The organism is Leucobacter sp. Ag1 (assembly GCF_000980875.1).
Taxonomy (GTDB): domain Bacteria; phylum Actinomycetota; class Actinomycetes; order Actinomycetales; family Microbacteriaceae; genus Leucobacter; species Leucobacter iarius.
The window spans coordinates 12,079-34,583 of record NZ_LAYO01000093.1 but is presented as its reverse complement, the minus strand read 5'-3'; the positions used below and the strand labels follow the sequence as shown (position 1 = coordinate 34,583).

Here is a 22,505-nt window from a genome sequence, read left to right as displayed (position 1 = left end):
AGGCGCGTTCGGCGCGCCTTGCGGCCGCCGAATGCAATCTGTGGAGAACTCGTGCCGGACCCGAGCTGTGTAGGACGATCCGGCTACTCGGGCGAGTCGGAAGCGCTCATGATTCCGATCGCGGGCTCCCCGGGGAGCGGCGCGTAGCGCAGCAGGAGGGCACCGGCGCTCCCCGAGACCGGCGGTTCGACGAGCCGGAGATTGCGGGGCGCGGCGCCATCGGGGAACACGCGGCGTCCTTCCCCGAGAACGACGGGGTAGACCCAGAGCCGCAGTTCGTCGAAGAGCCGCTCCGCGAACAGGGTCTGCGCCAGGTCGATGCTGCCGATCACGTGCGTTTCGCGGTGCCGGGCGCGCAGCGCCGCGATCTCGCTCTCGAGGTCGTCCCCGATCCGAGTGCTGCCGTCCCAATCGAGCCGCGTCCCCGGATCCCGTGAAGCGATGTACTTCGGGAGGGAGTTGAGGATCCTCCCGATCTCGGTGTCGTCGTGCAGCGGCCAGTAGGCGGTGAAGATGTCGGCGGTGCGGCGGCCCAGGAGCAGCGCGTCCATGTTCCGGATCCCGTCCAGGATCGTGCGGCCGGCCAGGTCGTCGGCGAACGGCGCCTGCCAACCGCCGAAGCGGAAGCCGCCGCTCGGATCCTCGTCGGGCCCGCCCGGAGCCTGGGCGACTCCGTCGAGGGTGGTGAAGAGGTCGATCACGATGCGACCGGCCGGATTCTGCTCAGGCATGGCGGACTCCGTTCAGGTGAGTGCGCGCTCGGCGACGTCCCGGTCGGGCGCGGGGATGATGCGATCGATGCGGAAGGTCTCGGCGAAGGTGCCGAGCAGTGAGGCGTCGCCCCGCACCACGGCGACGAGATCCTGGTCGAGTGCCTCGGCGGCGTCGACCTCGCCGCCGATGAGGCGTCGGATGCCGGGCCCCGCGACGATCACGCCGTCGGGGTCGCCGTCGGGGATGCGGTTGCCCGCAACGGTCGGATCCGGCGCGATCCTCGCGATGGCGAGTGCGCGATCGCGGACGGTCGCGCGGAGGGCCACCTCGCCGACGTGGAGTTCGTAGTCGGCGTCGGCGGCGTGCTCCGGGCGGAACGAGGTGCGCAGCGCCATGCTGAGCGAGTCGGGGGTGACGATGTCGCCGTCCTCGGGATCGCCCATGGTCTGGAACCCCCAGCGCCCGAGCGCGATCATGATCGGCTCCAGCGCGCGTCCGTACTCGGTGAGTTCGTAGACGAGGCCGCACCGGGCAAGCGGGACCCGACGCACCACACCACCCTCCTGCAGCTCCTTGAGACGGGTGCTGAGGATGTTGGTCGGGATGCGGGGGAGGCCCTGCTTCAGATCGGTGTATCGGCGGGGGCCGACGAGCAGGTCGCGGAGGATGAGCAGCGCCCATCGCTCCCCGACCAGCTCGACGGCGGAGGTGACGCCGCAGTACTGGCCGTAGCTGCGCGCGGCCATCTCAGGATCCGGGGACCGGATCCGGGCCTGCGCCGTGCTCGGCGACGTATGCCTCGGGGCCCTGCTCGGCGGCGGCCTGCGCCATCCAGTTGAAGTCGATGATGTTGCCGTCGGGGTCGTGCAGACCGCGCTGGTACATGAACCCGTAGTCCTTGGCCTCGCCGGCCTCGGAGCCGCCGGCGGCGACGCCGGCCTCCACGATCGCGTCGACGGCCTCGCGGGAGTCTCGGGTGAAGGCGACCGACACCTGGGCGCTCGTCTCGGGGTCCGCGATCGGCTTCTCGGTGAACTGCGAGAAGTGCTGGTGCGTCAGCATCATGAAGTAGGTGTTCTCGTCCCAGACGATGCACGCGGCGTTCTCGTCGGTGAAGAGCGGGTTGATGCCGGCGCCGAGCGCCGTGTAGAACGCCTTGCTGCGTTCGAGGTCCTTGGTGGTGAGGTTGACGAAGATCACGATGACTCCCTTGTGCGTTCGGTGACTCGGGCCTACCCGATGTCAATAGCTTGCAAAAAACAAGCAAACTTGTCAACGGCAAGTTTCGAACAGAATGGGCTTGAGCATCATTTACATAGCGAAGCTATGTAAATGATGCTACAGTTGCTTGCTGTGGAAGAGAACAGCGCCGGTGTCGGTGGACAGATGGATCACCTGGCTCTCGAATTGACTCGGGCGGCATCCAGGTTCACTCGGCTCGCGGGTCGGGTCCCGGGCAGCACCTACTCGACCGTGGCGTGGCGGGTGCTCGCCGAGCTCGAGCTGCAGGGCCCCGCCCGGGTCAGCGAACTCGCCCAGCGCGAGCGCATCGCGCAGCCCTCCATGACCGCGCTCGTGCAGCGCCTCGAGTCCGAGGGCTGGGTCGACCGCCGACCCGATCCGGACGACGGGCGGGCCACCCGCATCGAAATCACCGCTGCCGGATCCGCGGCGCTCGCCGACTACCGGCGTGCGGCGTCCGAACGCTTCCGTCCGCTGCTCGCCGACCTCACCGACTTCGACCGGGCCACGCTCGCGCGCGCGTCCGAGCTGCTCCAGCAGCTCGCCGACGGCGTCGACCGCGTTTGACCCGTCGTCCCACCACCAGTTCCGAAGGAGTCATCACGAGTACGCTCACCGATCCCCAGCCATCCACCGGATCCGTACCGGTGCCGAGCCCGGGCAGTGCCCGCGCGGCCGGCCGGGCCGCCGTGCCCCGCAAGGCCTCGATCCTGCGCCAGCCCACCGCGGTCTGGGCGATCGCCTTCGCCTGCGCCATCTCCTTCATGGGGATCGGGCTCGTGGACCCGATCCTCCCCGCGATCAGCCACGAGCTCGGCGCGAGCTCGGGGCAGACGATGCTCCTCTTCACGAGCTACCTCTTCATCACCGGCATCGCGATGTTCTTCACCAGCTGGGTTTCCGGCCTGCTCGGTGTGCGCTGGACCCTGGTGCTCGGGCTGATCCTCATCGTGGTGTTCGCGGCCTTCGCCGGCCTCTCGGGCACCGTGGACGAGATCATCGGATTCCGGGCAGGCTGGGGCCTCGGCAACGCGCTCTTCATCTCGACCGCCCTCGCGGCCATCGTCGGCGCGGCATCGGGCGGATCCCGGCAGGCGATCGTGCTCTACGAGGCCGCGTTGGGTGTCGGGATGGCGATCGGTCCGCTCGTCGGCGGCGCGCTCGGGTCGATCTCGTGGCGCGGCCCGTTCTTCGGGACCTCGGCGCTCATGGCGATCGCCCTCATCGCGATCCTCGTGCTGCTGCGCGCTCCGAAGCAGAGCGCGGCCGAGCGTGCGGTGGCGCGTGCGGCGCGGCCCTCGTTCACGGCCAGCTTCCGGGCGCTCCGCAACCCGGCGCTGCTCGCGCTCGCCGCGGTGGCCTTCTTCTACAACTTCGGCTTCTTCGTACTGCTCGCCTACAGCCCGTATCCGATGGAGGCCGCGGCGAAGGCGGCAGGCATGACCGCGTTCGGGGCGCATGAGCTCGGCCTCGTGTTCTTCGGCTGGGGCCTCGCGCTCGCGATCACCTCGGTGCTCGTCGCGCCCGTGCTCACTCGTCGTTTCGGCCTGCGCCCCGTGCTCTTCACGATGCTCGGCGGGCTCACCGTCTGCCTCGCGCTGCTGGGAGTGTTCGTCGGCAGTTTCGCCGGTCTGGTCGTGGTGATCATCGTCAGCGGCCTGCTGCTCGGCATCATGAACACCGCCCTCACCGAGGCGGTCATGGAGGCGACGGACCTGCCGCGCAATGTGGCATCCTCCACCTACTCGGCCGTGCGCTTCATCGGCGGCGCGATCGCGCCAGCCGTCGCCGGACCCATCGCCGCGGGTCTGGGCGCTGCGGCTCCTTATTGGATCGGCGCGGCGTCGCTCGTCGTCTCGATCGTCGTGCTCGCGAGCGTCGGGCACCTGCTGCACCGCGTCGGCGCGACCCCGCACGAGAGTGCGGAGGGCGAGGCGCAGGCGATCGCGACGGGCGACGCGGTGTAGCGGCGACCGTCGCTACGGCTTCTTCGAGGGATCCTTGCCCATGAGTTCGTCGAGCGGAAGCCCGAAGAACGGAGATGCCGGATCGGACGGCTGCGCGTCGACCGCCATCGGCGGGTGCCAGGCGGTGTTGGGGTAGGGGCTGTCGATCGGGCTCTTCGGGAGCCGGTCGGCGGTCACCCCATCGATGCCGTGGAGGTGCTGGTTCAGCCGCCGGATGATCTCCTCCTCGGTCTCCTGGAAGTCGTTGATCGCGTTGGTCAGGTGCACGGCGCCGTCGAGCGCGTCGCCCGCGGCCTCCTCGATGAGGTTGTGAATGTACTGATCGAAGTCCGCCACGTCGCGACCGGGGCCGTTGGCGCCCAGGCCGATCCTCCCGTCACGGGAGACCGCGATGGGCGATGAGCAGGAGAGGTTCAGGTCGGCGATCGAGTTGAGCTCCATGGCCAGTGACGGAAGCGTCGAATCCGCGATCCCGCGGAGCTTCTCGGCATCGAGCCCGATGATCGAGTGGCCCGGCAGGTCGGGATTCTCCAGGTCGTAGTCGCCGCGCGTCTCGCCGTCGCGGGTCACCTCGGCATGGTTCTTGATCGCGGTTCTCGCGGTGAGCTCCTCAGCCGAGATGTGCTGGTTCAGCGTCTTGAGCGCTGATTCCAGCTGGCCGATCGCGTCCTCGTAGCTTGTGGCGTCGAGGGTTACTTCTTTCGGAAGCGAACTCGTCGCCCCCTTGATGCCGAGCTTCGCGAGGTCGATGCCCTTGCCCACCGCGCCGGGCGTGAACAGCTTGATGCCCTCGAGCATCATGTCCACGACCTCGAGGGAACGCTTCGCCTGACCGTTGCCGTCGTGAGCGATCGCGTTCAGGACCGAGGTGGTGCTCGAGACGAGATTCTCGATGTCCGAACGTGCCCCGGCCCAGAGCTTCTGCTGGCCGTACATCGCACCGCCTCGGGTGAGCGTGAGGCTGAGGTGGTTCTCGAGCACGGCGGGGAGCTTGTAGAGGATCTCCTTCCGGAAGCTCCGGGCCGTCTCTCCGCGGAAGTCCTCGGTGTCCGCGTCGATTTCTCGGAGCAGGCTGTCGATCTCCGTGCCGGCTCCGCGGTGGACGCCGCCGCCGTCGCTCCAGGCTGTGCGAGACAGCCTGCTCGACACCGTTCGGCACTTCTCGACGTACCCCTCCAGCTCGGAGGGGGTCGGCAGCTCCGTCCATGCTTCGAGAAGCCCGTCGACGCGCGCTCGAATAGTGTCGAACTGCGCCGTGTAGTCGGCCTCGCTCACCGTGGTGTGCGGGCTGGAGAACGGGCCGGCCGAGACCGTCTGGCTCTGCGTCCCGGTTCCGCCGCCACTGCCGTCCGACCCGGGGCGGTCGACGAGCACTGAGGCACCCGGGCCGGTGAGGGAATAGTGCCCGTCTGAGATGGAGAAGGTGCCGAGAACCGGCACGCTCTGGCCTTTCATCCACGCGTCGATGGCGGCGCGCTTCAGCTTCCCGATTTGGTCGGCCGTGACGGCAGTGCTTCCCACGAGGGGCTCCCTTCAGTCCTTTGAGATCGTCGCACCGAGTGCGGCGACTTGTGCGAGCGATCGGCGCTGGTTGCGAATCGTGATCCCCAGCATGACCGCGAGGCCGGCGGCCAGGACGACGGTCAGCAGGGTCTGCTGATTGGTTCGGGCGTCCGAGCAGGCCTCGGCGCCTCCGAGCTTCGCCTGTAGCCGGTCGATTTCGGTGCTATCGGTCGACCAGTCCTTCAGGGAGGCCTCGACGCCGCGCCGGGTTTCCGTGTAGCTCGGGAAACCGTTGATCGTCGCATCGCTCACCGTGCCGGGGCTGAGCGGGCGGCACCATGCGAATGCTTGCGAGCCGTACGAGATGCTCGGCGGCATGAAGAGCAGCAGTCCGATCGCGACGATCCAAGCGGCGAGGAGGCTCCGGCTCACAACGCGCCAGGTCCTCTCGGATCGCAGCGCGCCGCCTGAGCCGCGCTCATCGGGCTGAGGTGTCGCGTCGGATCGGGCGGCTGGGGCAGCTTCGTTCGTCACATCGGCTCCTGGGGGTCGGCGTCTGGGGGAAGACTACAGCCTCTCGTACCAAGGTACTGCGCAGGGCGCAGGGCGCAGGGCGCAGGGCGCTGGTGTGCGCCGCGCCCCGTATCGACCTACTTGCGCTCCCAGGTTCATCGTTTTAGACTGACTAGTCAGTTTAGAAATGCATCGAACCAGAGGAATCTCCGTGAACGCATCGGATCCGACCCAGATCCTGGAACTCGATCGGCCGACCGGGACCTCCGCGCCCTCGACCGTCGCCGGGCCAGCCGGCACCACCCGCCCCGCTTTCGAGCTGCGCGGCGCGACTGTGACCGCCGACCGCGGCACCGTCTTCGGTCCGCTCACCGTCGCGAGCGCGAGCCCGGTGTCGGTGGTGCTCGGCTCCCGCGGCACGGGGCGGACCGCGCTGCTGCTCAGCATCTCCGGCCGCATGAAGCTGAGCGGGGGCGAGCTCACCACGCTCGGCGAGACCCGGCTCGGCGAGATCCGCGGCCGCACCGGCGTCGTCGGCTTCGAAGCCGTCGACGCGCTCGAGCACGCCGTCACCCTCGGTGCGATCCTGCGCGAACGCCTCGCCTGGGCGATGCCCTGGTACCGGCGCACGCCCCGCATCACCCCCGAGCTCTCGTCCGAGCTGCTGGCCGCGGCCTTCGGCGAGTTCGAGCAGCCGGATCCCGGAACGCTCGTGCGCGAGCTGGGCGCCGCCGAAGAAATGCTCGTGCGCATCGCGCTCGCCCTGATCGAGGGACCCGAGCTGCTCGTCGTCGACGACTTCGACGCCGTGCGGGATCCCGCGGAGCGCGCCGTCGTGGCCGAACGCCTGAGCGCCCTCGCGACGCAGGGGATCCGCGTGGTGCTCGCCACCAGCGACCCGGGCGACGCCGAGCTCTTCGCCGCCCACGAGCCGACCGTCGTCGAGCTCTGATCCCTCCGCTCCGGCCGCGCCGCAGCACCGACGAACGTCACCGATAGTCGAAAGAACCGCAATGTCACTCCTCACTCGCAGCACCGAGCTGAAGCGCTTCAAGCAGGGCACCCTGCCGAAGATCTCGCTCGTCGTGCTCCTCGTCATCCCGCTCATTTACGGCGCCCTGTACCTCTGGGCGTTCTGGGCGCCCACCGACAACATGAACAAGCTGCCCGTGGCGATCGTCAACCTCGACGAGTCCGCCGAGAAGCCCGACGGGTCGAAGCTCTCCGCTGGCCACGACGTCGTCGAGCAGCTGCAGGATCGCAAGGACCTCGACTGGAAGACGCTCGACGCGGACGAGGCGGCGACGGCGGTATCGGACGGCGACGTCTACTTCTCGGTCACGATCCCGAAGGACTTCTCGAGCACGCTCGCCGGGCTCCAGGACGATCCGAAGGCCGGCGAGATCCAGGTCGTCTACAACGACAACAACTCGTTCCTCGCGTCGACGCTGGGCAAGCAGGCCATGGTGCAGCTGCGCGGCGCGGTCGCCGAGACGGCGACGCAGACCGCCGCCGAGCAGGTGCTCGTGGGCGTCGAGAAGCTGAGCGACGGCACTCGCACCGCGGCCGACGCCGCGGGCACGCTCGAGCAGGGCACCTCGGCGCTCGCCACGGGCAGCGGCAAGCTCAGCGTCGGCCTGGGCAAGCTCGCCGACGGCACGGCCGAGATCGTCGAGAAGGCGCCGCAGCTCGTCGACGGCGCGCAGCAGCTCGCGAACGGCGCCGGCGAAGCTCGCGACGGCAGCGCGAAGCTCGCCGCGGGCAGCCAGGCGCTCGCCGAGGGCACCGGCAAGGTATCCGACGGGGCGACGCAGCTGTCCGCGGGTGCGAAGACGCTGAGCGAGAAGCTCCCGGCCGCAGCTGCGGGCGCGACGCAGCTGCGCGCAGGGATGGACGAGCTGGCACAGCAGGCGCCGAGGCTCTCTGCGGGAACTCAGAGCGCGTTGCAAGGCTCTCAGCAGCTTTCCACCGGCCTTTCGGGGCTGCAGACGGGGGCGGGTACCGTCTCCGGTGCGTTGGAGCAGATCGCGGGGCTGGCTCAAAGCAATCCCGATATGACGCTCGCCCAGTTGGAAGCGGCACTCGCTGCGCAAGGTGGTTCATTGAGCGGGCTCTCAGCAGGATCCAAGCAGGTGGCGGCCGGGTTGGGAACAGCTTCGACCGGCGCTCAGCGACTCACTGCTGGACTCACGGAGCTGAACACCGGAGCTTCGGTCCTCCCCGACAAGGCGGCCCAGGCCCAGACCGGCGCCAAGCAGCTCGAGGCCGGATTGCAGCAGCTCCAGGCCGGTGCGGGCACCCTCGCACAGAAGTCGGGCGAGCTCGCGGCCGGCGCGCAGCAGGTCGCGGCGAAGAGCCCGGAGCTCGCGTCGGGTGCGGGGCAGCTCGCCGCCGGCACTCAGAAGCTTTCGGACGGCGCCGGGCAGCTGGCGTCGAAGACGCCCGAGCTCGCCGCCGGCGCGACGAAGCTCAACGACGGCGCGCAGGAGGCCAGCTCGAAGTCGAAGGACCTCGTGAAGGGCGCGACGAAGGTCGACGACGGCGCGGGCACCTTCGCGTCGAAGCTCAAGGACGGCGCCGCCGAGGCTCCGACCTTCGCAGAGGGGCAGACCGCGAAGATCTCCGAGACGATGGCCGCTCCGGTCAAGCTCGACGAGACGACCGAGAACGGCGTGCAGGGCTTCGGCGGCGGTTTCGCCCCGTTCTTCATCGCGCTCGCGTCCTTCGTCGGTGCGCTCATCACGTGGCTGATCCTGCGCCCGATGCCGCGCCGCCCGCTGGCGTCGAACGTCTCGGGTCTGCGCTCGGTGCTCACCGGCTTCGGTCCTGCGGCGCTGATCGGCGTCGGCCAGGTGATCATCATGATGTCGGTGCTGGTGTTCGGGATCGGCCTGCGGCCGGTGCACTGGATCGGCATGAGCCTGTTCATGCTGCTGACGACGTTCGCGTTCCTCGCGCTGCAGCAGATGTTCATCGCGGTGCTCGGTACGGCGACGGGCCGCGTGGTCAGCCTCGTGCTGCTCATGCTGATGCTCTCGTCGTCGGGCGGCACGTACCCGGTCGAGACGACGCCCGGATTCTTCCAGGTGCTGCACCCGTTCATGCCCGCGTCCTACGTGGTCGACGGTCTGCGGCAGCTGATCGGCGGCGGCATCGACGGTCGATTCTGGGGGTCGCTCCTGGTGATGCTCGCGGTGCTCATCGGTTCGCTCGCGATCAGTGCGGTCGCCGCGCGTCGGCAGAAGGTGTGGACGATCAAGCGTCTGCACCCGGAGCTCGCGATCTAGCGGGAGGGGTTGCGGCCCTCGCGCGGAGATCCGCACGAGATCGGAGATTCCACGGGAATCGGATCCGGGATCGTGCGGATCTCCGCACGGAGGCACGGCGGCACCCGCGGTAGGGGAGGATGGACGCATGGCACGCGTGAACACGAAGCAGCTCATCCGCGACGCGGCGGTGCGCGTGGCCGCCGAGCACGGCATCAGCGGCGCCTCGATGGATCAGATCGCGGAGGCCGCCGGGGTTGCGAAGGGCAGCCTGTACTACAACTTCGCGTCGAAGGACGCGATCTTCGAGGCTGTGATCCAGGGCGGGTTCGAGCACTTGGCGGAGGCCATCGACGCCGCGCGAGAGGGTGTCGCCCCGGCGGATGCGCCGCGCGCGGTCGCGGGCGCCACGCTCGAGACGCTGCGCGGCAACCTGGACCTCGCGAAGCTGATGGCCTCCGAGGTGTTCCGCACGGATCGGCCGTGGGCTTCGGCCATGGATCTGGCGAGGTCGTCCGTGGTGGTGCGGTTCCGGGACGTGCTGCGCGAGGCCCGCCGGGTCGCCGGGGACCCCACGGCGGACGAGGTGACTGAGATCGCGGGCGCGGCCTTCTTCGGCGCGCTCGCGGGCGCCTGCCTCGACTGGCTGCTGTTCCGGCAGGATCAGTCGATGGAGCAGGTGCTCGACCAGGTGCTGCGCGCGCACTGATCCCGCGGTTTGCGCCGCGCTTCGCGGCTCAGTGGGCCGCGGTGAGCCCGATGCGCGGGAACAGTACCGGGAACGCCTTCAGGAGCCCGGGCACGAGGGCGCCGCTGTGGTCCGCGTCGGGGATCGCGAACCACGAGGTCTCGAACCCCGCGTCGCGGGCGATCTGCGCGGCGAGCTGCGTCTGCTCCGTGAACTGGGCGTCCTGATCGCCCGCCGTGAACACCGCGACGTGCCCGGCGTAGCCGCCGGTGTTCTCCGCCGCTTTCGTCGCGGGCTTCGCCGCCTCGTACGCGGCCTCGTCGCCGCGGAACACCTGCTGCAGCACCTGCTCGGGGAACTCCGTCCCCTGATAGGACTCGCCGGACAGGCTGACGACGTTGCCCCACAGCTCGGGGTGCGCGAGGCCCCAGTCCAGCGCGCAGCCGCCGCCGTTCGAAAAGCCCGCGATCGTCCAGGACGACGCGTTCGAGAGGATCCGGAGGTGCGCCCGGGCCCAGCGCGGGATATCGGTGGTGAAGTACTCCTCGACGCCGCCGAAGGCGGCCGAGTCGACGCAGGCGGGGTTGTTGTCGATCGCGCCGAGCTGGTCGGCGACGATGACGATCGGGGCGAGGCCGTGGTGCTCCGCGGCGAGGCGGTCCATGGCCTCGCTGATCGGTCCGGGATCCGGGGATCCGGGTTGTCCCATCATGAAGACGACGAGGGGCAGCGACGGCGGGTCCCGCGTCAGCGCGGCGGGCGGCAGGTAGAGCGACGCGGAGCGTGCGGAGAAACCGGCGGTCGACGGGATCTGGAGCGCGCCGTTCAGGGGCACGACCGCGCCGTGCTTCGGCAGGTCGGCCGGGGCGCGCCAGGTCTCCGCGATCGGGGTCGAGGGGTCGGGACCGGGCAGGGGAGCGGCGATCCGTACGGTCGCGCCCTGGGTCGTGGTGCCGGTCGCCCCGGCCGCCGGGGTGACCCTGGCGAGCGTCTCGTGCACCGCGAATACGGCGACCAGCAGCAGGAGCACGAGCAGCAGCGAGAGCAGATGGCCCCGGCGCGACCGGAGGCCGTGCGCTGCGATCGGAACGCCGAAGGGCGGCAGGATCCGAGGATCCTGCCGCCCTTCGAGCCGACGCATGATGCGCTCGCGTCAGTTCGTGCCGAGCAGCTTCTGGATGCGCTGGACGCCCTCGAGCAGTGCATCGTCGCCGAGCGCGTAGCTGAAGCGGAGGAAGCCGGACGGGCCGAAGGCCTCACCGGGGACCGCCGCGACCTCGGCCCGGTCGAGGATCAGGTCGGCCAGCTCGAGCGAGGTGGTCGGCGTGACGCCGTCGATCTCGCGCCCGAGCGCGCCCGCGACGTCGACGTAGGCGTAGAACGCGCCCTCGGGGGTCGGGGCGTGGAAGCCGTCGACCTTGTTGAGCTCGGCGATGATCGTCTTGCGGCGACGGTCGAAGGCCTGGCGCATCTGCTCGATCGGCTCCTGAGGGCCGTTCAGCGCCGCGATCGCCGCGCGCTGCGCGATGTTGTTGATGTTCGAGCTGAGGTGCGACTGCAGGTTCGCGGCGCCCTTGATCACGTCCGCGGGGCCGAGCATCCAGCCGAGGCGCCAGCCGGTCATGGCGTAGGTCTTGGCGACGCCGTTCACGAGGATCGTGCGATCGGCGAGCGCCGGGACGGCCTCGACGATCGAGACGGCGCGCACGCCGTCGTAGGTGAGGTTCTGGTAGATCTCGTCCGAGATGACCCAGAGGCCGTTGGCGTCGGCCCACTCGCCGATCGCCTTCGTCTCCTCGGGGGAGTAGACGGCGCCGGTCGGGTTGGACGGGGAGACGAAGAGCAGCACCTTGGTGCGATCGGTGCGTGCGGCCTCGAGCTGCTCGACGGTCACCTTGTAGCCCTGCTCGGAGCCCGCGAAGACCTCGACGGGCACACCGTCGGCGAGGCGGATGGCCTCGGGGTAGGTGGTCCAGTAGGGCGCGGGGAGCAGCACCTCGTCGCCCGGATCGAGCAGCGCCTGGAATGACTCGTAGACGGCCTGCTTGCCACCGTTCGTCACGATGATCTGCGATGCAGGGATTTCGAGCCCGGAGTCGCGGAGCGTCTTGGCCGCGATCGCCTCGCGCAGCTCGGGCAGGCCCGCGGCCGCGGTATAGCGGAAGTTCTTCGGGTCGTCGAGCGCGGCACGGGCCGCGTCGACGATGTGCGCGGGAGTCGCGAAATCGGGTTCGCCCGCGGCGTAGCTGATGACGGGACGACCCGCGGCCTGGAGGGCTTTCGCCTTCGCGTCGACCTTGAGCGTTGCGGACTCGGCGATGGCGCCGATCTTCTTTGAAAGACGGGAGATGTGGCTCACGTATCCATCCTACGGCGGAGGGTGCGGTCCGTTCGCATGCGTTCGCTGGGAGAGCCGGATCCGGGCCCTCGATCGGTGCGCGGCGCGCCCGGGATGACGGTGCCGCGTTCGACATCCGGGCGGTGATCCCGTAGACTCATCAGCGGTAGTTGACTTCTGCCAGAATTTCCTATGCCCGAAGGGGTCGGAAATTCGGCGGATAAGCACTCCATAGGGCGGTGGCGCAATTGGTAGCGCAGCGGTCTCCAAAACCGCAGGTTGCAGGTTCGAGTCCTGTCCGCCCTGCCACACCTCGTCGCATCGCGGTCGCGAAAGCGACGGGGCGATGAAAGGACGGGAATCCGTGAGCAGCAGTGAAATCGAAGAGTCCGGTGGCGGCCTCGTCGAGCGCGCCAAGGCCGACAGTGCCAAGCGCGGCTGGTTCGGTCGGATTCTCCTGTTCCTCCGGCAGGTCGTCGCCGAGCTGAAGAAGGTCGTCACGCCGACCCGCAAGGAGCTCATCAACTACACCCTCGTGGTGATCGGCTTCGTCGTCGTGATGATGGCGCTCGTCTGGGTCCTCGACCTGGCGGCGGGTGCGGCCACCCTGTTCATCTTCGGAACTCCGCTCAACTAGCGCTCCGATCCCAGAGATTTCGTTTTTCGCGAGAGAGCAAGAAAGTCAGATGACGACCGAGAACAACACCCCCGAGTCCGACCTCGACGCTGCCCTCGACGCGCTGGCCCGCTCCGCTGACCCCGAGGCGGACGCCGTGGTCGAGGACGCGCTCGAGATCGACCGGCCGGCCGAGGCCGATGCCGCGGCGACCGCTATCGCCGAGTCCACCGCGGACGGCGAGGCCGCTGCGGACGCAGAAGCGGATGCCGAGGACCCCTACGCCGCGTTCAAGCGCGAGCTGCGGGTCAAGCCGGGCAAGTGGTACGTCGTGCACAGCTATGCGGGCTACGAGCGCAAGGTCAAGTCGAACCTCTGGAACCGCCGCGAGACCATGGGCGCCGTCGACGACATCTTCGAGATCCAGGTCCCCATGGAAGAGGTCATGGAGGTCAAGAACGGTCAGCGCAAGATGGTGACCCGCGTGCGGATCCCCGGCTACGTGCTGGTCCGTATGCACCTCAACGAGAACTCCTGGTCCGTCGTGCGCCACACCCCGGGCGTGACCGGCTTCGTCGGCAACGCGCACAACCCCGTGCCGCTGCGCTTCAAGGAAGCCTTCGAGATGCTCAAGAGCACCGTCGAGCTCGAGCCGGTCGCGACCGCCAAGGGCAAGGCCGCGGCCACCGCCGCTGCGCAGGGCAACGTCGAGATCGACTTCGAGGTCGGCGAGACCATCACGATCAAGTCGGGCTCCTTCGAGGGCCTGCCCGGCACGATCAGCGAGATCAACCCGGCGAGCGGCAAGCTCACCGTGCTCGTCTCCCTGTTCGAGCGCGAGACTCCGGTCGAGCTCAGCTTCGACCAGGTCACCAAGATGGTCTGACCCTCGAGGTCCGCATTCGCCGAACGCCCCGCTGCTCCCGAGCAGCGGGGCGTTCGCGTTTGGCGGGCGGCCCGCTGGTGGACTGCGTCCGACCGCCGCGACCTCGCTCGCACCCCCGATCCCTGCTACACTGTTGTGGTTTGCGTCCGCGTGATCCTGCTTCCCGAAGCAGCGAGCGCCGATGCGAACCGCGCACCGCGTTCCGGAACGGCCGGAAGTCGCGGGAGAGCACGTGCGGAAGCGCGCGCGTTCGAGGAAAGGAAACATCATGGCAAAGGCCAAGAAGGTTACCGGTCTGATCAAGCTTCAGATCGCAGCCGGCGCCGCCAACCCCGCACCCCCCGTGGGTCCTGCGCTGGGTCAGCACGGCGTCAACATCATGGAATTCTGCAAGGCCTACAACGCGGCCACGGAATCCCAGCGGGGCAACATCGTCCCCGTCGAGATCACCGTCTACGAGGACCGTTCGTTCACGTTCGTCCTGAAGACCCCGCCGGCCGCCGAGCTCCTGAAGAAGGCAGCCGGCGTGCAGAAGGGTTCGGGCACCCCGCACACCGTCAAGGTCGCGAAGGTCACCGCCGAGCAGGTTCGTCAGATCGCCGAGCAGAAGCAGGCCGATCTCAACGCGAACGACATCGACGCGGCTTCGAAGATCATCGCGGGCACCGCTCGCTCCATGGGCATCACGGTCGAAGGCTAAGGGGTACGGAAATGGCACAGAAGTCCAAGGCGTACCGCGCCGCTGCCGAGAAGATCGAAGCAGGCAAGTTCTACTCCCCCGCCGAGGCCGTGGCCCTGGCGAAGGAGACCGGTTCCACCAAGACCGACTCGACCGTCGAGGTCGCCGTCAAGCTCGGTGTGGATCCCCGCAAGGCGGACCAGATGGTCCGCGGCACCGTCAGCCTGCCCCACGGCACCGGCAAGACGGCGCGCGTCATCGTGTTCGCGACCGGCCCCGCGGCTGAGGCGGCTCTCGCTGCCGGTGCCGACGAGGTCGGCGGCGACGAGCTGATCGAGAAGGTGGCCGCAGGCTACACCGACTTCGACTCGGCCGTCTCGACCCCCGAGCTCATGGGCAAGGTCGGTCGTCTGGGTAAGGTGCTCGGCCCCCGCGGTCTGATGCCGAACCCCAAGACCGGCACCGTCACCCCGAACGCGGCTCAGGCCGTGACCGACATCAAGGGCGGCAAGATCGAGTTCCGCGTCGACAAGCACGCCAACGTGCACTTCATCGTCGGCAAGGCCTCGTTCTCGGCCGAGCAGCTGAACGACAACATCGCTTCGGTGCTCGAGGAGATCGTGCGTCTGAAGCCGGCGTCGTCGAAGGGCAAGTACCTGATCAAGGGTGCCGTCTCGACCACGTTCGGCCCGGGCATCCCGCTCGACGTCAACAACATCTGATCGAGGCGCGTCCGCAGGACGTGCGATCGGAATCGGAGGCCCCGGCAGTTTCGACTGCCGGGGCCTCCGGCTTTTCCACAGATTCCCGGCGGGCGCTGCCGGACTCCCGGTACCGTTTAGTATGAGTTGATGATGTCTCGCATTCCCCGCTGCGGTCACGGACGGTGGCTGTCGTGAGCGCGCGCGCATCGATCAACGCACCGGCGATTCCGGGCTTCAGCTACGTGCGTCCGCTGGGCGCCGGCGGATTCGCGCAGGTGTTCCTCTACGAGCAGGACATGCCTCGCCGCCTGGTCGCGATCAAGGTGCTGAACGGGTCGGTCGCGGGCGACGGCGCCGGTGCCGAGCTGCGGGCGACGTTCGAGAGCGAGGCGGACGTGATGGCCCGCCTCAGCAGCCACCCCTCGGTGGTGTCGATCTACGAGGCGAGCATCTCGCTCGAAGGGCACCCCTATCTTGCGATGGAGTTCTGCCCGGGGTCTCTCGGACAGCTGACCAAGGGCAAGCCGGCGCGGCTCGTCGACGTGCTCGACGCCGGAGTGCGCATCGCCGGGGCGCTCGAGACGGCGCACCGTTCCGGGGTTCTGCATCGCGACATCAAACCGTCCAATGTGCTGCTCACGACGCTGGGCAAGCCCGCCCTGTCCGACTTCGGTATCGCGCACGTGCTGGGTGGTCGGCAGGCGGAGGGCGAGCTCGCGATGTCGATCCCGTGGTCCGCACCCGAGGTCGTGCAGCTCGAGAGCAGCGGCAGTGTTGCGACGGAGGTGTGGTCGCTGGGCGCGACCCTGTACTCGTTCGCCTCGGGGCGCTCGCCGTTCGAGCTCGCGGATCGTGCGCAGAACACGCGTGCGAAGCTGTCGGAGCGGATCGCCAAAGCGGTCTACCAGGGGATCCCGGGGGCGCAGGGCTACGAACACTTCGACGAGGTCATCGCGCGTGCGCTGCGGAGGCTGCCGCACGAGCGCTACGCGTCGATGGCCGAGTTCGGCGAGGCGCTGCAGGCGCTGCAGCGCGCCTACGGCTTCGACGTCACTCCGCTCGAGGTGACTCCCGACGCCTGGGTGCCGCGCACCGAATCGGTCGAGACCGGCACCCGTGGCCCTGTGGTGACCTCCGTCGGTCGCGCGACCCGCGCCGAGGCCCGAGCCGACATGCTCGCGCAGAAGCGCGGCACCGATGACGACGGCCTGCTGCTCGACCGGCCCGCTTCGCCCCTGCGCGCCGGGCTGATCGGTGCCGGGGCCGCGCTCGCCGGCGTCGCCGCGATCGCGGTCGTGGTGTGGGCGCTGACCGGCGGTGCCGGATGACCTCGGCGGGTTCGGGCGAGCGGCGCGGTCCCCGTCGACTGCAGTGGTGGATCGCCGGCGGTGTCGTGACCGCGTTGGTCGTGACGGTCGCCGTGATCGCGAGCGGATACGACGCGAGGCAGACTCCGCGTGAGGAACCGGGGGTCTGGGTCGCGCGCGAATCGGGCCAGTACGCCCGGGTGAACACCGATACCGGGGAGCTCGATCTCGTCCGCAAGGTCTCGGACCCGAGCGGGATCATCCAGAGCGGCGGTCGCGGCGCCGTGCTCTCGAACGGGAACGGCAGGGCCTGGAGCCTCGACCCCTCCAACCCGGTCGACCTCGACGTCAAGCCCGCGACGAGCGGCGGGGAGCAGCCCCCGAAGTCGGCGCAGCCGGCCTCGAACCAGTCCGCGCAGTCCCAGGATTCCGCGGAGTCGGTGCGCATGCCCGAGGGCACTCGCGACATCGTGAGCGCCGGCCGCTTCGTCGCGATCCGCACCGAGTCCGGGGCCGTCTACGCGGGCGAGCTCGCGCCGTCCGAAACGGATGGGCTCGGTGCGAACGCCGCAGCCGTGAGCACTGCGGACACCGCGGATCTGGAGCGGCGATTGTCGTCGCTGGTTCGCGTCGATCCTTCCGGTGAGGGGCAGAAGAAGCCTTCCGCCGGAGCGGACGCCGGCTATCGTGCTGCGGCGATCACGCTCACCTCGGCGGGCGTGATCGGCGCATATTCCAGCTCCGACGGCTCGGTGCTCAGATTCGACATCGCCGCCGGCGAACCCGTCGGCCGCGCGGACCCGGTGCCCGATGCGGCGGGGAAGCTCCAGTCCCCGCAGCTCGCGCTGCTCGGCGACGACTGGGTGCTGCTCGACGGCGAGAGCGGGCGACTGTGGCGCTCGGGCGGCGGCGAGACCACGGTGAAGCTCGAGGGTTCCGGCGTGCTGCAGGGCAGCCTCGATCCCGAGCAGCGGAAGCGGGTCTCGGCCGGCGAACGCCGGAGCGGCCAGGACGCCGCGGTCGATGCGGTGCTCATCGCCGACACCGGCGGACTCCTCGCGGTGTCCTCCGGCGGCACGGCGAAGCGCGTGCTGCAGGCGAACGGTGCGCCGGCGCAGCCGACGGCGGTCGAGGGCGCGGTCTACGCGGCCTGGCTGGGGCAGCGCGCGGGCACGCTGTGGAACTCGAACGAGGGCGACAAGCCGCTGGCGTTCGACGACGCCGCCCGCGAATCCGGCGACCTCCAGCCGACCATCCGGAGCAACGGCTCCCGGGCCGTGCTCAACGAGATGCGCACGGGCATGCTCTGGACGCTGCCCGACGGCAAGCGGATCCCGCTCTCCCAGTGGAGCATCTCGGATCCGCCCAAGCAGGATCGCGGCTCGGTCGTCGTGACCGACGTGACCGATCAGCAACCCCCGACCGCGGTGAACGACACCTTCGGGGTGCGAGCCGGCGCATCGGCGCCGCTCCCGGTCCTGCTCAACGACTTCGATCCCAACAAGCGCGATGTGCTGACGGTCGTGCCGGACTCCCTCGGCGCGAGCAGCCTGCCGAAGCCGTTCGGTTCGCTCGAGCTGATGCCCGACGGGCAGTCCCTCATGGTCCGCGTCGCCGCGAAGGCGAGCGGAACCGCGACGTTCACCTACCGAGTGACCGACGGCGCGCTGACCTCGAACCCGGCGACGGTGACCCTGCGGGTCGCGCCCGAGGCCGAGAACACCGCGCCGGCGTGGTGCCCGGTCGATGGCTGCCGACGCGAGTGGCGTGTGCCTCCGCTCGCCCCCGGCGGCACGCTCGTCGCCCCGCTGCTCGACGGCTGGGTCGATCCCGAGGGCGACGTGATGACTCTCACGAGCGTCGAGCCGCTGCGCAAGGAGGATCCGCTGCGCGCCATGGTGACCGCGGACGGGCGTCTTGCGCTGCGGCACACCGACCCCAACGCCGGGGCGGCCGAGATGACGCTCCGGGTCACCGTCACCGACAGCCGCGGCAAGCAGACCCGCAGGAACCTGGGCGTTTCGGCGCAGCCGGGAGCGGCGGCCGAGTTCACCGCGTCGGCGACGACGGTGCGGGTGGGCCAGACCATGACCGTGCGGCCGCTCGAGCGGGTGGCGGGCGGTTCGGGCAGCTTCGCGCTGCTGGACGCGACCTCGCCGAGCCCCAATCTGCGCGTCACCCCGCACACGTCGAACGGCACGATCGATCTGCAGGCCTCGCAGGCCGGCAGCACGACCGTCTCGGTGATGGTCCGCGATACGGCCACCGGGACCGAGGTCACGGGCCAGCTCCGCGTCACGGCGACCCCGGCCGGTCCGCCGCTCGCGCTTCCCGAACTGCGCGCGTTCGTGCGTCCTCTCACCGACACGACCGTCGAGATCCTCGACGCGATCCCCGGGGCCGGGTCCCGCTCGCTCGCGGTGCAGAGCGCGAAGTCGGGCGGTGGAGAGCTCCAGGCCTCCGTGATCGACCACTCCAAGGTGCACGTGTCCGGAAGCACCCCGGACGGAGCGCCCGGCCGTATCGGCGCTGTCGATGTCACGGTGGCCGAGGGCGGCACGACCGCGACGGGCAAGCTGACCGTGTTCCAGGTCGCGGCGAACGCACCCTCGGGGGTGATCGCCGTCGCGGATACCGCGACCGTTCGCGCCGGTTCGGTGGTCGATATCCGCGTGCTCGACAACGATGTGGCCGCTCCGGGTGAGCGCCTGGTCCTGCAGCCCGAGATCGTCGGCTCGGGAACCAAGGGCGAACTCGCGTTCGCCTCGGGCAACGTGCTCCGTTACCTCGCGCCCAAGAAGCCCGGCACGTACCGGCTCAGCTACACCGCGTACGGGGCGAGCGATCCGACCTCCGGCGACGTCGGCGCCGTGATCGTGACCGTGCTGCCGACCGGAGCGAACCGGGATCCGCAGCCGGCGGCGCTCACCGCGCGAGTCGCAGCGGGGGCCACGGCCCAGGTCGCGGTCCCGCTCTCGGGCGTCGACCCCGACGGCGACCGGGTGCGCCTCACCGGTGTGCAGACCGAAGAAGGATCCGGCATCGTGGCGGCCCTGAACGACACGGGCACCGGGATCGAAGTCTCCGCCGCGGCCGGCGCCAAATCGGGCACGAAGCAGCTCAAGTACACCGTCGTCGATCCCTCGGGCGCCCGCGGCACCGGCAAGCTCGGCGTCGTCGTGCTGCCCGAGCAGGAAGCTGCGGGCATCGTCGCGACGACGGATTCGCTCCGTGTGGGTCCGGGCGGCGACGCGGTCGTTCTGAGTCCGCTCGACAACGATGTCGATCAGTCGGGCGGCACGCTCGAACTCACCTCCGTGACCCCGAATCTTCCGGGCGGGAAGACGAACCCCGCGTACCGGGCGCTCGCCGGGCGCCTCGACCTTTCCGAGATGAAGCAGGGCCGGGTCTCGATCGAGCCCGGCCGCGAGCTCGGCACCGACTCGTTCCGCTACACGGTCCGCTCGGCCAAGACCAAGAGCACGGCGGACGGACTGATCGTGGTGCAGACCTCCGAGCACGTCGGAGCGCAGGCGCCCGCGGTGAGCGACACCGTGCTCAACGTCCGCGACCGGGCCGATCTCGCATCGAAGGGCGTCGATGTGCTCACCGGCAAGACCCGCTGGGCCACGGGCGACGTGTCGAAGCTGAAGCTCTCGATCTGGGGGAGCGGGGCCGCCGACTACCGGGTGAAGGGCTCCCGGATCCTCGGGCAGTACCGCGCGGAGGGCGACACCGTGGTGTTCAAGCTCAGCGGAGCGGACGCCTCGGGCAAGCAGGTCGCGACCTACGGCCTGCTCGTGATCCTGCCGCTCGACGAGCTGCCGTTGACGCTGAAGCCCGGCCTGAAGCCGCTCACGGTCGACGAGAACCAGCAGACCGAGGTCGATGTGACGGACCTCGTCGACGTCGGACCGAGCGATCGGGTCGAGCTGCGCAAGGGCTCCTTCGTGGTCGGACGCGCGCAGGCGAGCTGTCAGGCGGTCTCGGGCGACCGGCTCCGGTACTCGGCCGGCGGAGAGGCTCCGTGGACCGACAGCTGCCTCATCGATGCCCGACTGGTCGGTCAGGACCGCTGGACCGCGCTTCCGGTTCCGGTCGTGATCGTGCCCAAGCAGCCGGTGGCGCAGGCGCAGGCGCTCACCCGCACCGTCGATCCCGGCGCGACGCAGACCATCTCGCTCACCGACATGGTGACCTGGGAGGGCGGGCGCAAGGGTGACACGGGCAAGCTGAGCTTCGCGGAGTCGGGCGGTACCTCGCTGTTCGAGGTGCAGCAGAACGGCAGTTCGCTGCGCGTGACGGCGCGCGCGGACGCGGTACCCGGCACGCAGGAGACGGTGTCCATCGCCGTCAGCGGGGCGGGCGACTCGCGAGCCCCGCTGACCCTGCAGGTCGGCCAGGCCCCGCGCGACCTGCCGCGCGGCGGGACCGTCGCGCTGCAGTGCACCGTGGGCAGCTCCTGCCAGGCGCAGCTCGTCGGCGTCGCCGGCGAGCACGACCCGTTCGCGGGCAAGACGGGAGGCGGCCTCAAGCTCGCCTCGGTGAACGGCGACTCCTGCACCTTCGGTTCCTTCTCTCGGGTGGGCGACTCGGGCATCTCCGTGTCCTGGCCGAACGCGCGCGGCATCGGCGGCACCTGCCGGGTCGGGTTCACCGTGCGCGATGCGCAGGGGCGCACCGGCGAGGGCACGGTCGAGTTCGATGCGCAGGGGCTGCCGGGCACGCCCAGCATCCAGCAGACCGGGTACACGGCGAGCAGCGCGAGCTTCACCGTGACGCTCGGCTCGCAGCAGGCGCACCCGGCGGTCACGAGCGTGACCCTCTTGGGCGGCGGATCGGGATCCTGCGCCGCGGTCGGACCCGCGACCTACCAGTGCACGGCCGGCGACCTGAGCAACGGCCAGAAGCACCAGTTCACCGCGCAGGCGGTCAACGCGGTCGGATCCTCGCAGGCCTCGACCGCCGTGACGGCGTGGGCGTACGATCCGCCGAAGGCTCCGACCGTGACGGTGACTCCGATCAAGAACCCGCAGAACACGAGGACCGACCGGGGCGGGGTCCGCCTGACCGTGAGCGGGTCCGACGACACGAAGCAGTTCGCGCTGCAACTCAACGGCCAGGACGCAGGGTCTCTCGCCGGACCCGGTGGCACCAAGGACTTCCCGGATCAGGCTGCGGGGGAGATCTCGTTCACGGTGACTCCGGTCACTCGGTTCGATCTGCCCAACATTGGAGGCGGTAGCGGGACGGGTGAAGCGACGCGCAAGGACGGCACGGTGATCGGCGCGCCCGTGATAGGCGCCGTGTCTCTCGCGAGCACGGGCGACACCTCCGCGCACGTCAGCTACTCCGGGAGCGGAGCACAGTCGTCCGAGGTCGTCACGGCGAGCTATACGATCGGGAAGAACGCGATCCAGGGCCCCAAGAATTGTTTCGCAGATGGGCAGAGCAGCCCCGACTTCGACGGGTTGCGGAAGTACAGCTTCATCAGCGCCATGGCCTGCCTACGCAGCGACTACGGTATGAGCTCCGGGACGTCCGACCCGGTCTTCATCGGGCGCCAGCTGCAAGCCCCGCAGGTGACCTACACGATCGCGAACGCGCCGGCCGCGGCAGGTGACGGCGTCATCTATGACCTCCTCAAGAATCCCGATGGCACTCCGAAGCTCGATCTGCAGGGGAAAGAAGCCGACACGAAGCTCATATACAGCAACACGGGAACCGAGGAGTTCACGATCGATCCTGCCTCGGCCGCGGAGTTCAAAGTCAAGCAGTGCTACGGCGACAGCCCCTGCTCCGCCGAGGCGAACGTCAGATGGCGGAACGCGCCGACCATCGTGACGGCGAAGCCGAACGGCCAATGCATCCCGTTGACGAACGGATCCGCCGGAAATCCGAGCTCGGACGAGCTCAAGGGGTACCTCACGATTTCGGCGGCAGCAGCCCCGGACGCGACGGTGAAGGCAGGAACGCCTGCCAACGGGCTGATCCCGTTGACCATCACCTGGGGCGGCTCGTTCCAAGCACTGCAACAGGCCACCCTCAACGTCTGCACCACCCCGTAGTCTCGATTCACCCC

The 22,505-nt window shown here is 69.5% G+C and carries 18 protein-coding genes and 1 tRNA gene; 12 read left to right on the top strand and 7 right to left on the bottom strand.

Annotated elements, in window-relative coordinates; translation table 11 throughout:
* Positions 1-83 precede the first annotated feature (83 nt).
* The 3 genes from XM48_RS08125 to XM48_RS08115 are packed head-to-tail and all read right to left on the bottom strand — an operon-like array spanning position 84 to position 1,914.
* Positions 84-731 (bottom strand): dihydrofolate reductase family protein, encoded by a 648-nt coding sequence (locus tag XM48_RS08125; protein ID WP_046455306.1) that lies wholly within the window; start codon positions 729-731, stop codon positions 84-86.
* A gap of 12 nt (positions 732-743) precedes the next feature.
* A complete protein-coding gene (locus XM48_RS08120) occupies positions 744-1,460 on the bottom strand; it encodes a helix-turn-helix domain-containing protein (protein ID WP_046455305.1) in 717 nt (238 codons plus the stop codon).
* 1 nt (position 1,461) lies between these two features.
* Positions 1,462-1,914: a VOC family protein gene (locus XM48_RS08115; protein WP_046455304.1), complete on the bottom strand. Its 453-nt coding sequence runs from the start codon at positions 1,912-1,914 to the stop codon at positions 1,462-1,464.
* Positions 1,915-2,067: 153 nt separating this feature from the next.
* Between XM48_RS08115 and XM48_RS08110 the strand changes: the two genes are divergently transcribed.
* Both XM48_RS08110 and XM48_RS08105 read left to right on the top strand, forming a co-directional pair.
* Positions 2,068-2,523: a MarR family winged helix-turn-helix transcriptional regulator gene (locus tag XM48_RS08110; protein WP_231580842.1), complete on the top strand. Its 456-nt coding sequence runs from the start codon at positions 2,068-2,070 to the stop codon at positions 2,521-2,523.
* Positions 2,524-2,603: 80 nt separating this feature from the next.
* Complete coding sequence (locus XM48_RS08105; RefSeq protein WP_046455303.1) at positions 2,604-3,923, top strand: MFS transporter; 1,320 nt, start codon at positions 2,604-2,606, stop codon at positions 3,921-3,923.
* 12 nt (positions 3,924-3,935) lie between these two features.
* Here XM48_RS08105 and XM48_RS08100 read toward each other — a convergent pair whose 3' ends face one another.
* Together XM48_RS08100 and XM48_RS08095 are read right to left on the bottom strand one after the other, a co-directional pair.
* Complete coding sequence (locus XM48_RS08100; RefSeq protein ID WP_046455302.1) at positions 3,936-5,444, bottom strand: hypothetical protein; 1,509 nt, start codon at positions 5,442-5,444, stop codon at positions 3,936-3,938.
* Positions 5,445-5,456: 12 nt separating this feature from the next.
* Positions 5,457-5,858, bottom strand: coding sequence for a hypothetical protein (locus tag XM48_RS08095; RefSeq protein ID WP_046455301.1), 402 nt, complete (start codon positions 5,856-5,858; stop codon positions 5,457-5,459).
* Positions 5,859-6,150: 292 nt separating this feature from the next.
* Here XM48_RS08095 and XM48_RS08090 point away from each other — a divergent pair, with 292 nt between their 5' ends.
* The 3 genes from XM48_RS08090 to XM48_RS08080 all read left to right on the top strand — a co-directional run bounded on the left by XM48_RS08090 (position 6,151) and on the right by XM48_RS08080 (position 9,914).
* Entirely contained in the window at positions 6,151-6,891 is a 741-nt protein-coding gene (locus XM48_RS08090) for an ATP-binding cassette domain-containing protein (protein WP_197074172.1), read from the top strand.
* Positions 6,892-6,952: 61 nt separating this feature from the next.
* Positions 6,953-9,226 carry a YhgE/Pip family protein gene (locus tag XM48_RS08085; RefSeq protein WP_046455300.1) on the top strand — a complete coding sequence of 758 codons (2,274 nt, stop codon included), beginning with the start codon at positions 6,953-6,955 and terminating at the stop codon, positions 9,224-9,226.
* A gap of 127 nt (positions 9,227-9,353) precedes the next feature.
* A complete protein-coding gene (locus XM48_RS08080) occupies positions 9,354-9,914 on the top strand; it encodes a TetR/AcrR family transcriptional regulator (protein WP_046455299.1) in 561 nt (186 codons plus the stop codon).
* A gap of 28 nt (positions 9,915-9,942) precedes the next feature.
* On the opposite strand, the gene XM48_RS08075 is transcribed toward XM48_RS08080, so the two are convergent.
* Positions 9,943-11,034: an esterase family protein gene (locus XM48_RS08075; RefSeq protein ID WP_052961378.1), complete on the bottom strand. Its 1,092-nt coding sequence runs from the start codon at positions 11,032-11,034 to the stop codon at positions 9,943-9,945.
* 12 nt (positions 11,035-11,046) lie between these two features.
* A complete protein-coding gene (locus tag XM48_RS08070; RefSeq protein ID WP_046455298.1) occupies positions 11,047-12,252 on the bottom strand; it encodes a pyridoxal phosphate-dependent aminotransferase in 1,206 nt (401 codons plus the stop codon).
* Positions 12,253-12,464: 212 nt separating this feature from the next.
* Here XM48_RS08070 and XM48_RS08065 point away from each other — a divergent pair.
* From XM48_RS08065 to XM48_RS08035, 7 genes are all read left to right on the top strand, one after another.
* Positions 12,465-12,540: transfer RNA gene (locus tag XM48_RS08065), tRNA-Trp, on the top strand.
* 55 nt (positions 12,541-12,595) lie between these two features.
* Complete coding sequence (gene secE / locus XM48_RS08060; protein WP_052961387.1) at positions 12,596-12,868, top strand: preprotein translocase subunit SecE; 273 nt, start codon at positions 12,596-12,598, stop codon at positions 12,866-12,868.
* 49 nt (positions 12,869-12,917) lie between these two features.
* Complete coding sequence (nusG, locus tag XM48_RS08055; protein ID WP_046455297.1) at positions 12,918-13,733, top strand: transcription termination/antitermination protein NusG; 816 nt, start codon at positions 12,918-12,920, stop codon at positions 13,731-13,733.
* A 268-nt stretch (positions 13,734-14,001) separates the two neighbouring features.
* On the top strand, positions 14,002-14,433 hold the full coding sequence (gene rplK / locus XM48_RS08050; protein ID WP_046455296.1) for a 50S ribosomal protein L11: 432 nt from the start codon (positions 14,002-14,004) through the stop codon (positions 14,431-14,433).
* A gap of 11 nt (positions 14,434-14,444) precedes the next feature.
* Positions 14,445-15,134: a 50S ribosomal protein L1 gene (gene rplA, locus XM48_RS08045; RefSeq protein WP_046455295.1), complete on the top strand. Its 690-nt coding sequence runs from the start codon at positions 14,445-14,447 to the stop codon at positions 15,132-15,134.
* 173 nt (positions 15,135-15,307) lie between these two features.
* Positions 15,308-16,444 (top strand): serine/threonine-protein kinase, encoded by a 1,137-nt coding sequence (locus XM48_RS08040; protein WP_046455328.1) that lies wholly within the window; start codon positions 15,308-15,310, stop codon positions 16,442-16,444.
* Positions 16,441-22,491 carry an Ig-like domain-containing protein gene (locus XM48_RS08035; RefSeq protein WP_052961377.1) on the top strand — a complete coding sequence of 2,017 codons (6,051 nt, stop codon included), beginning with the start codon at positions 16,441-16,443 and terminating at the stop codon, positions 22,489-22,491. Before XM48_RS08040 ends, XM48_RS08035 begins: the two co-directional genes overlap by 4 nt.
* Positions 22,492-22,505: the final 14 nt, after the last annotated feature.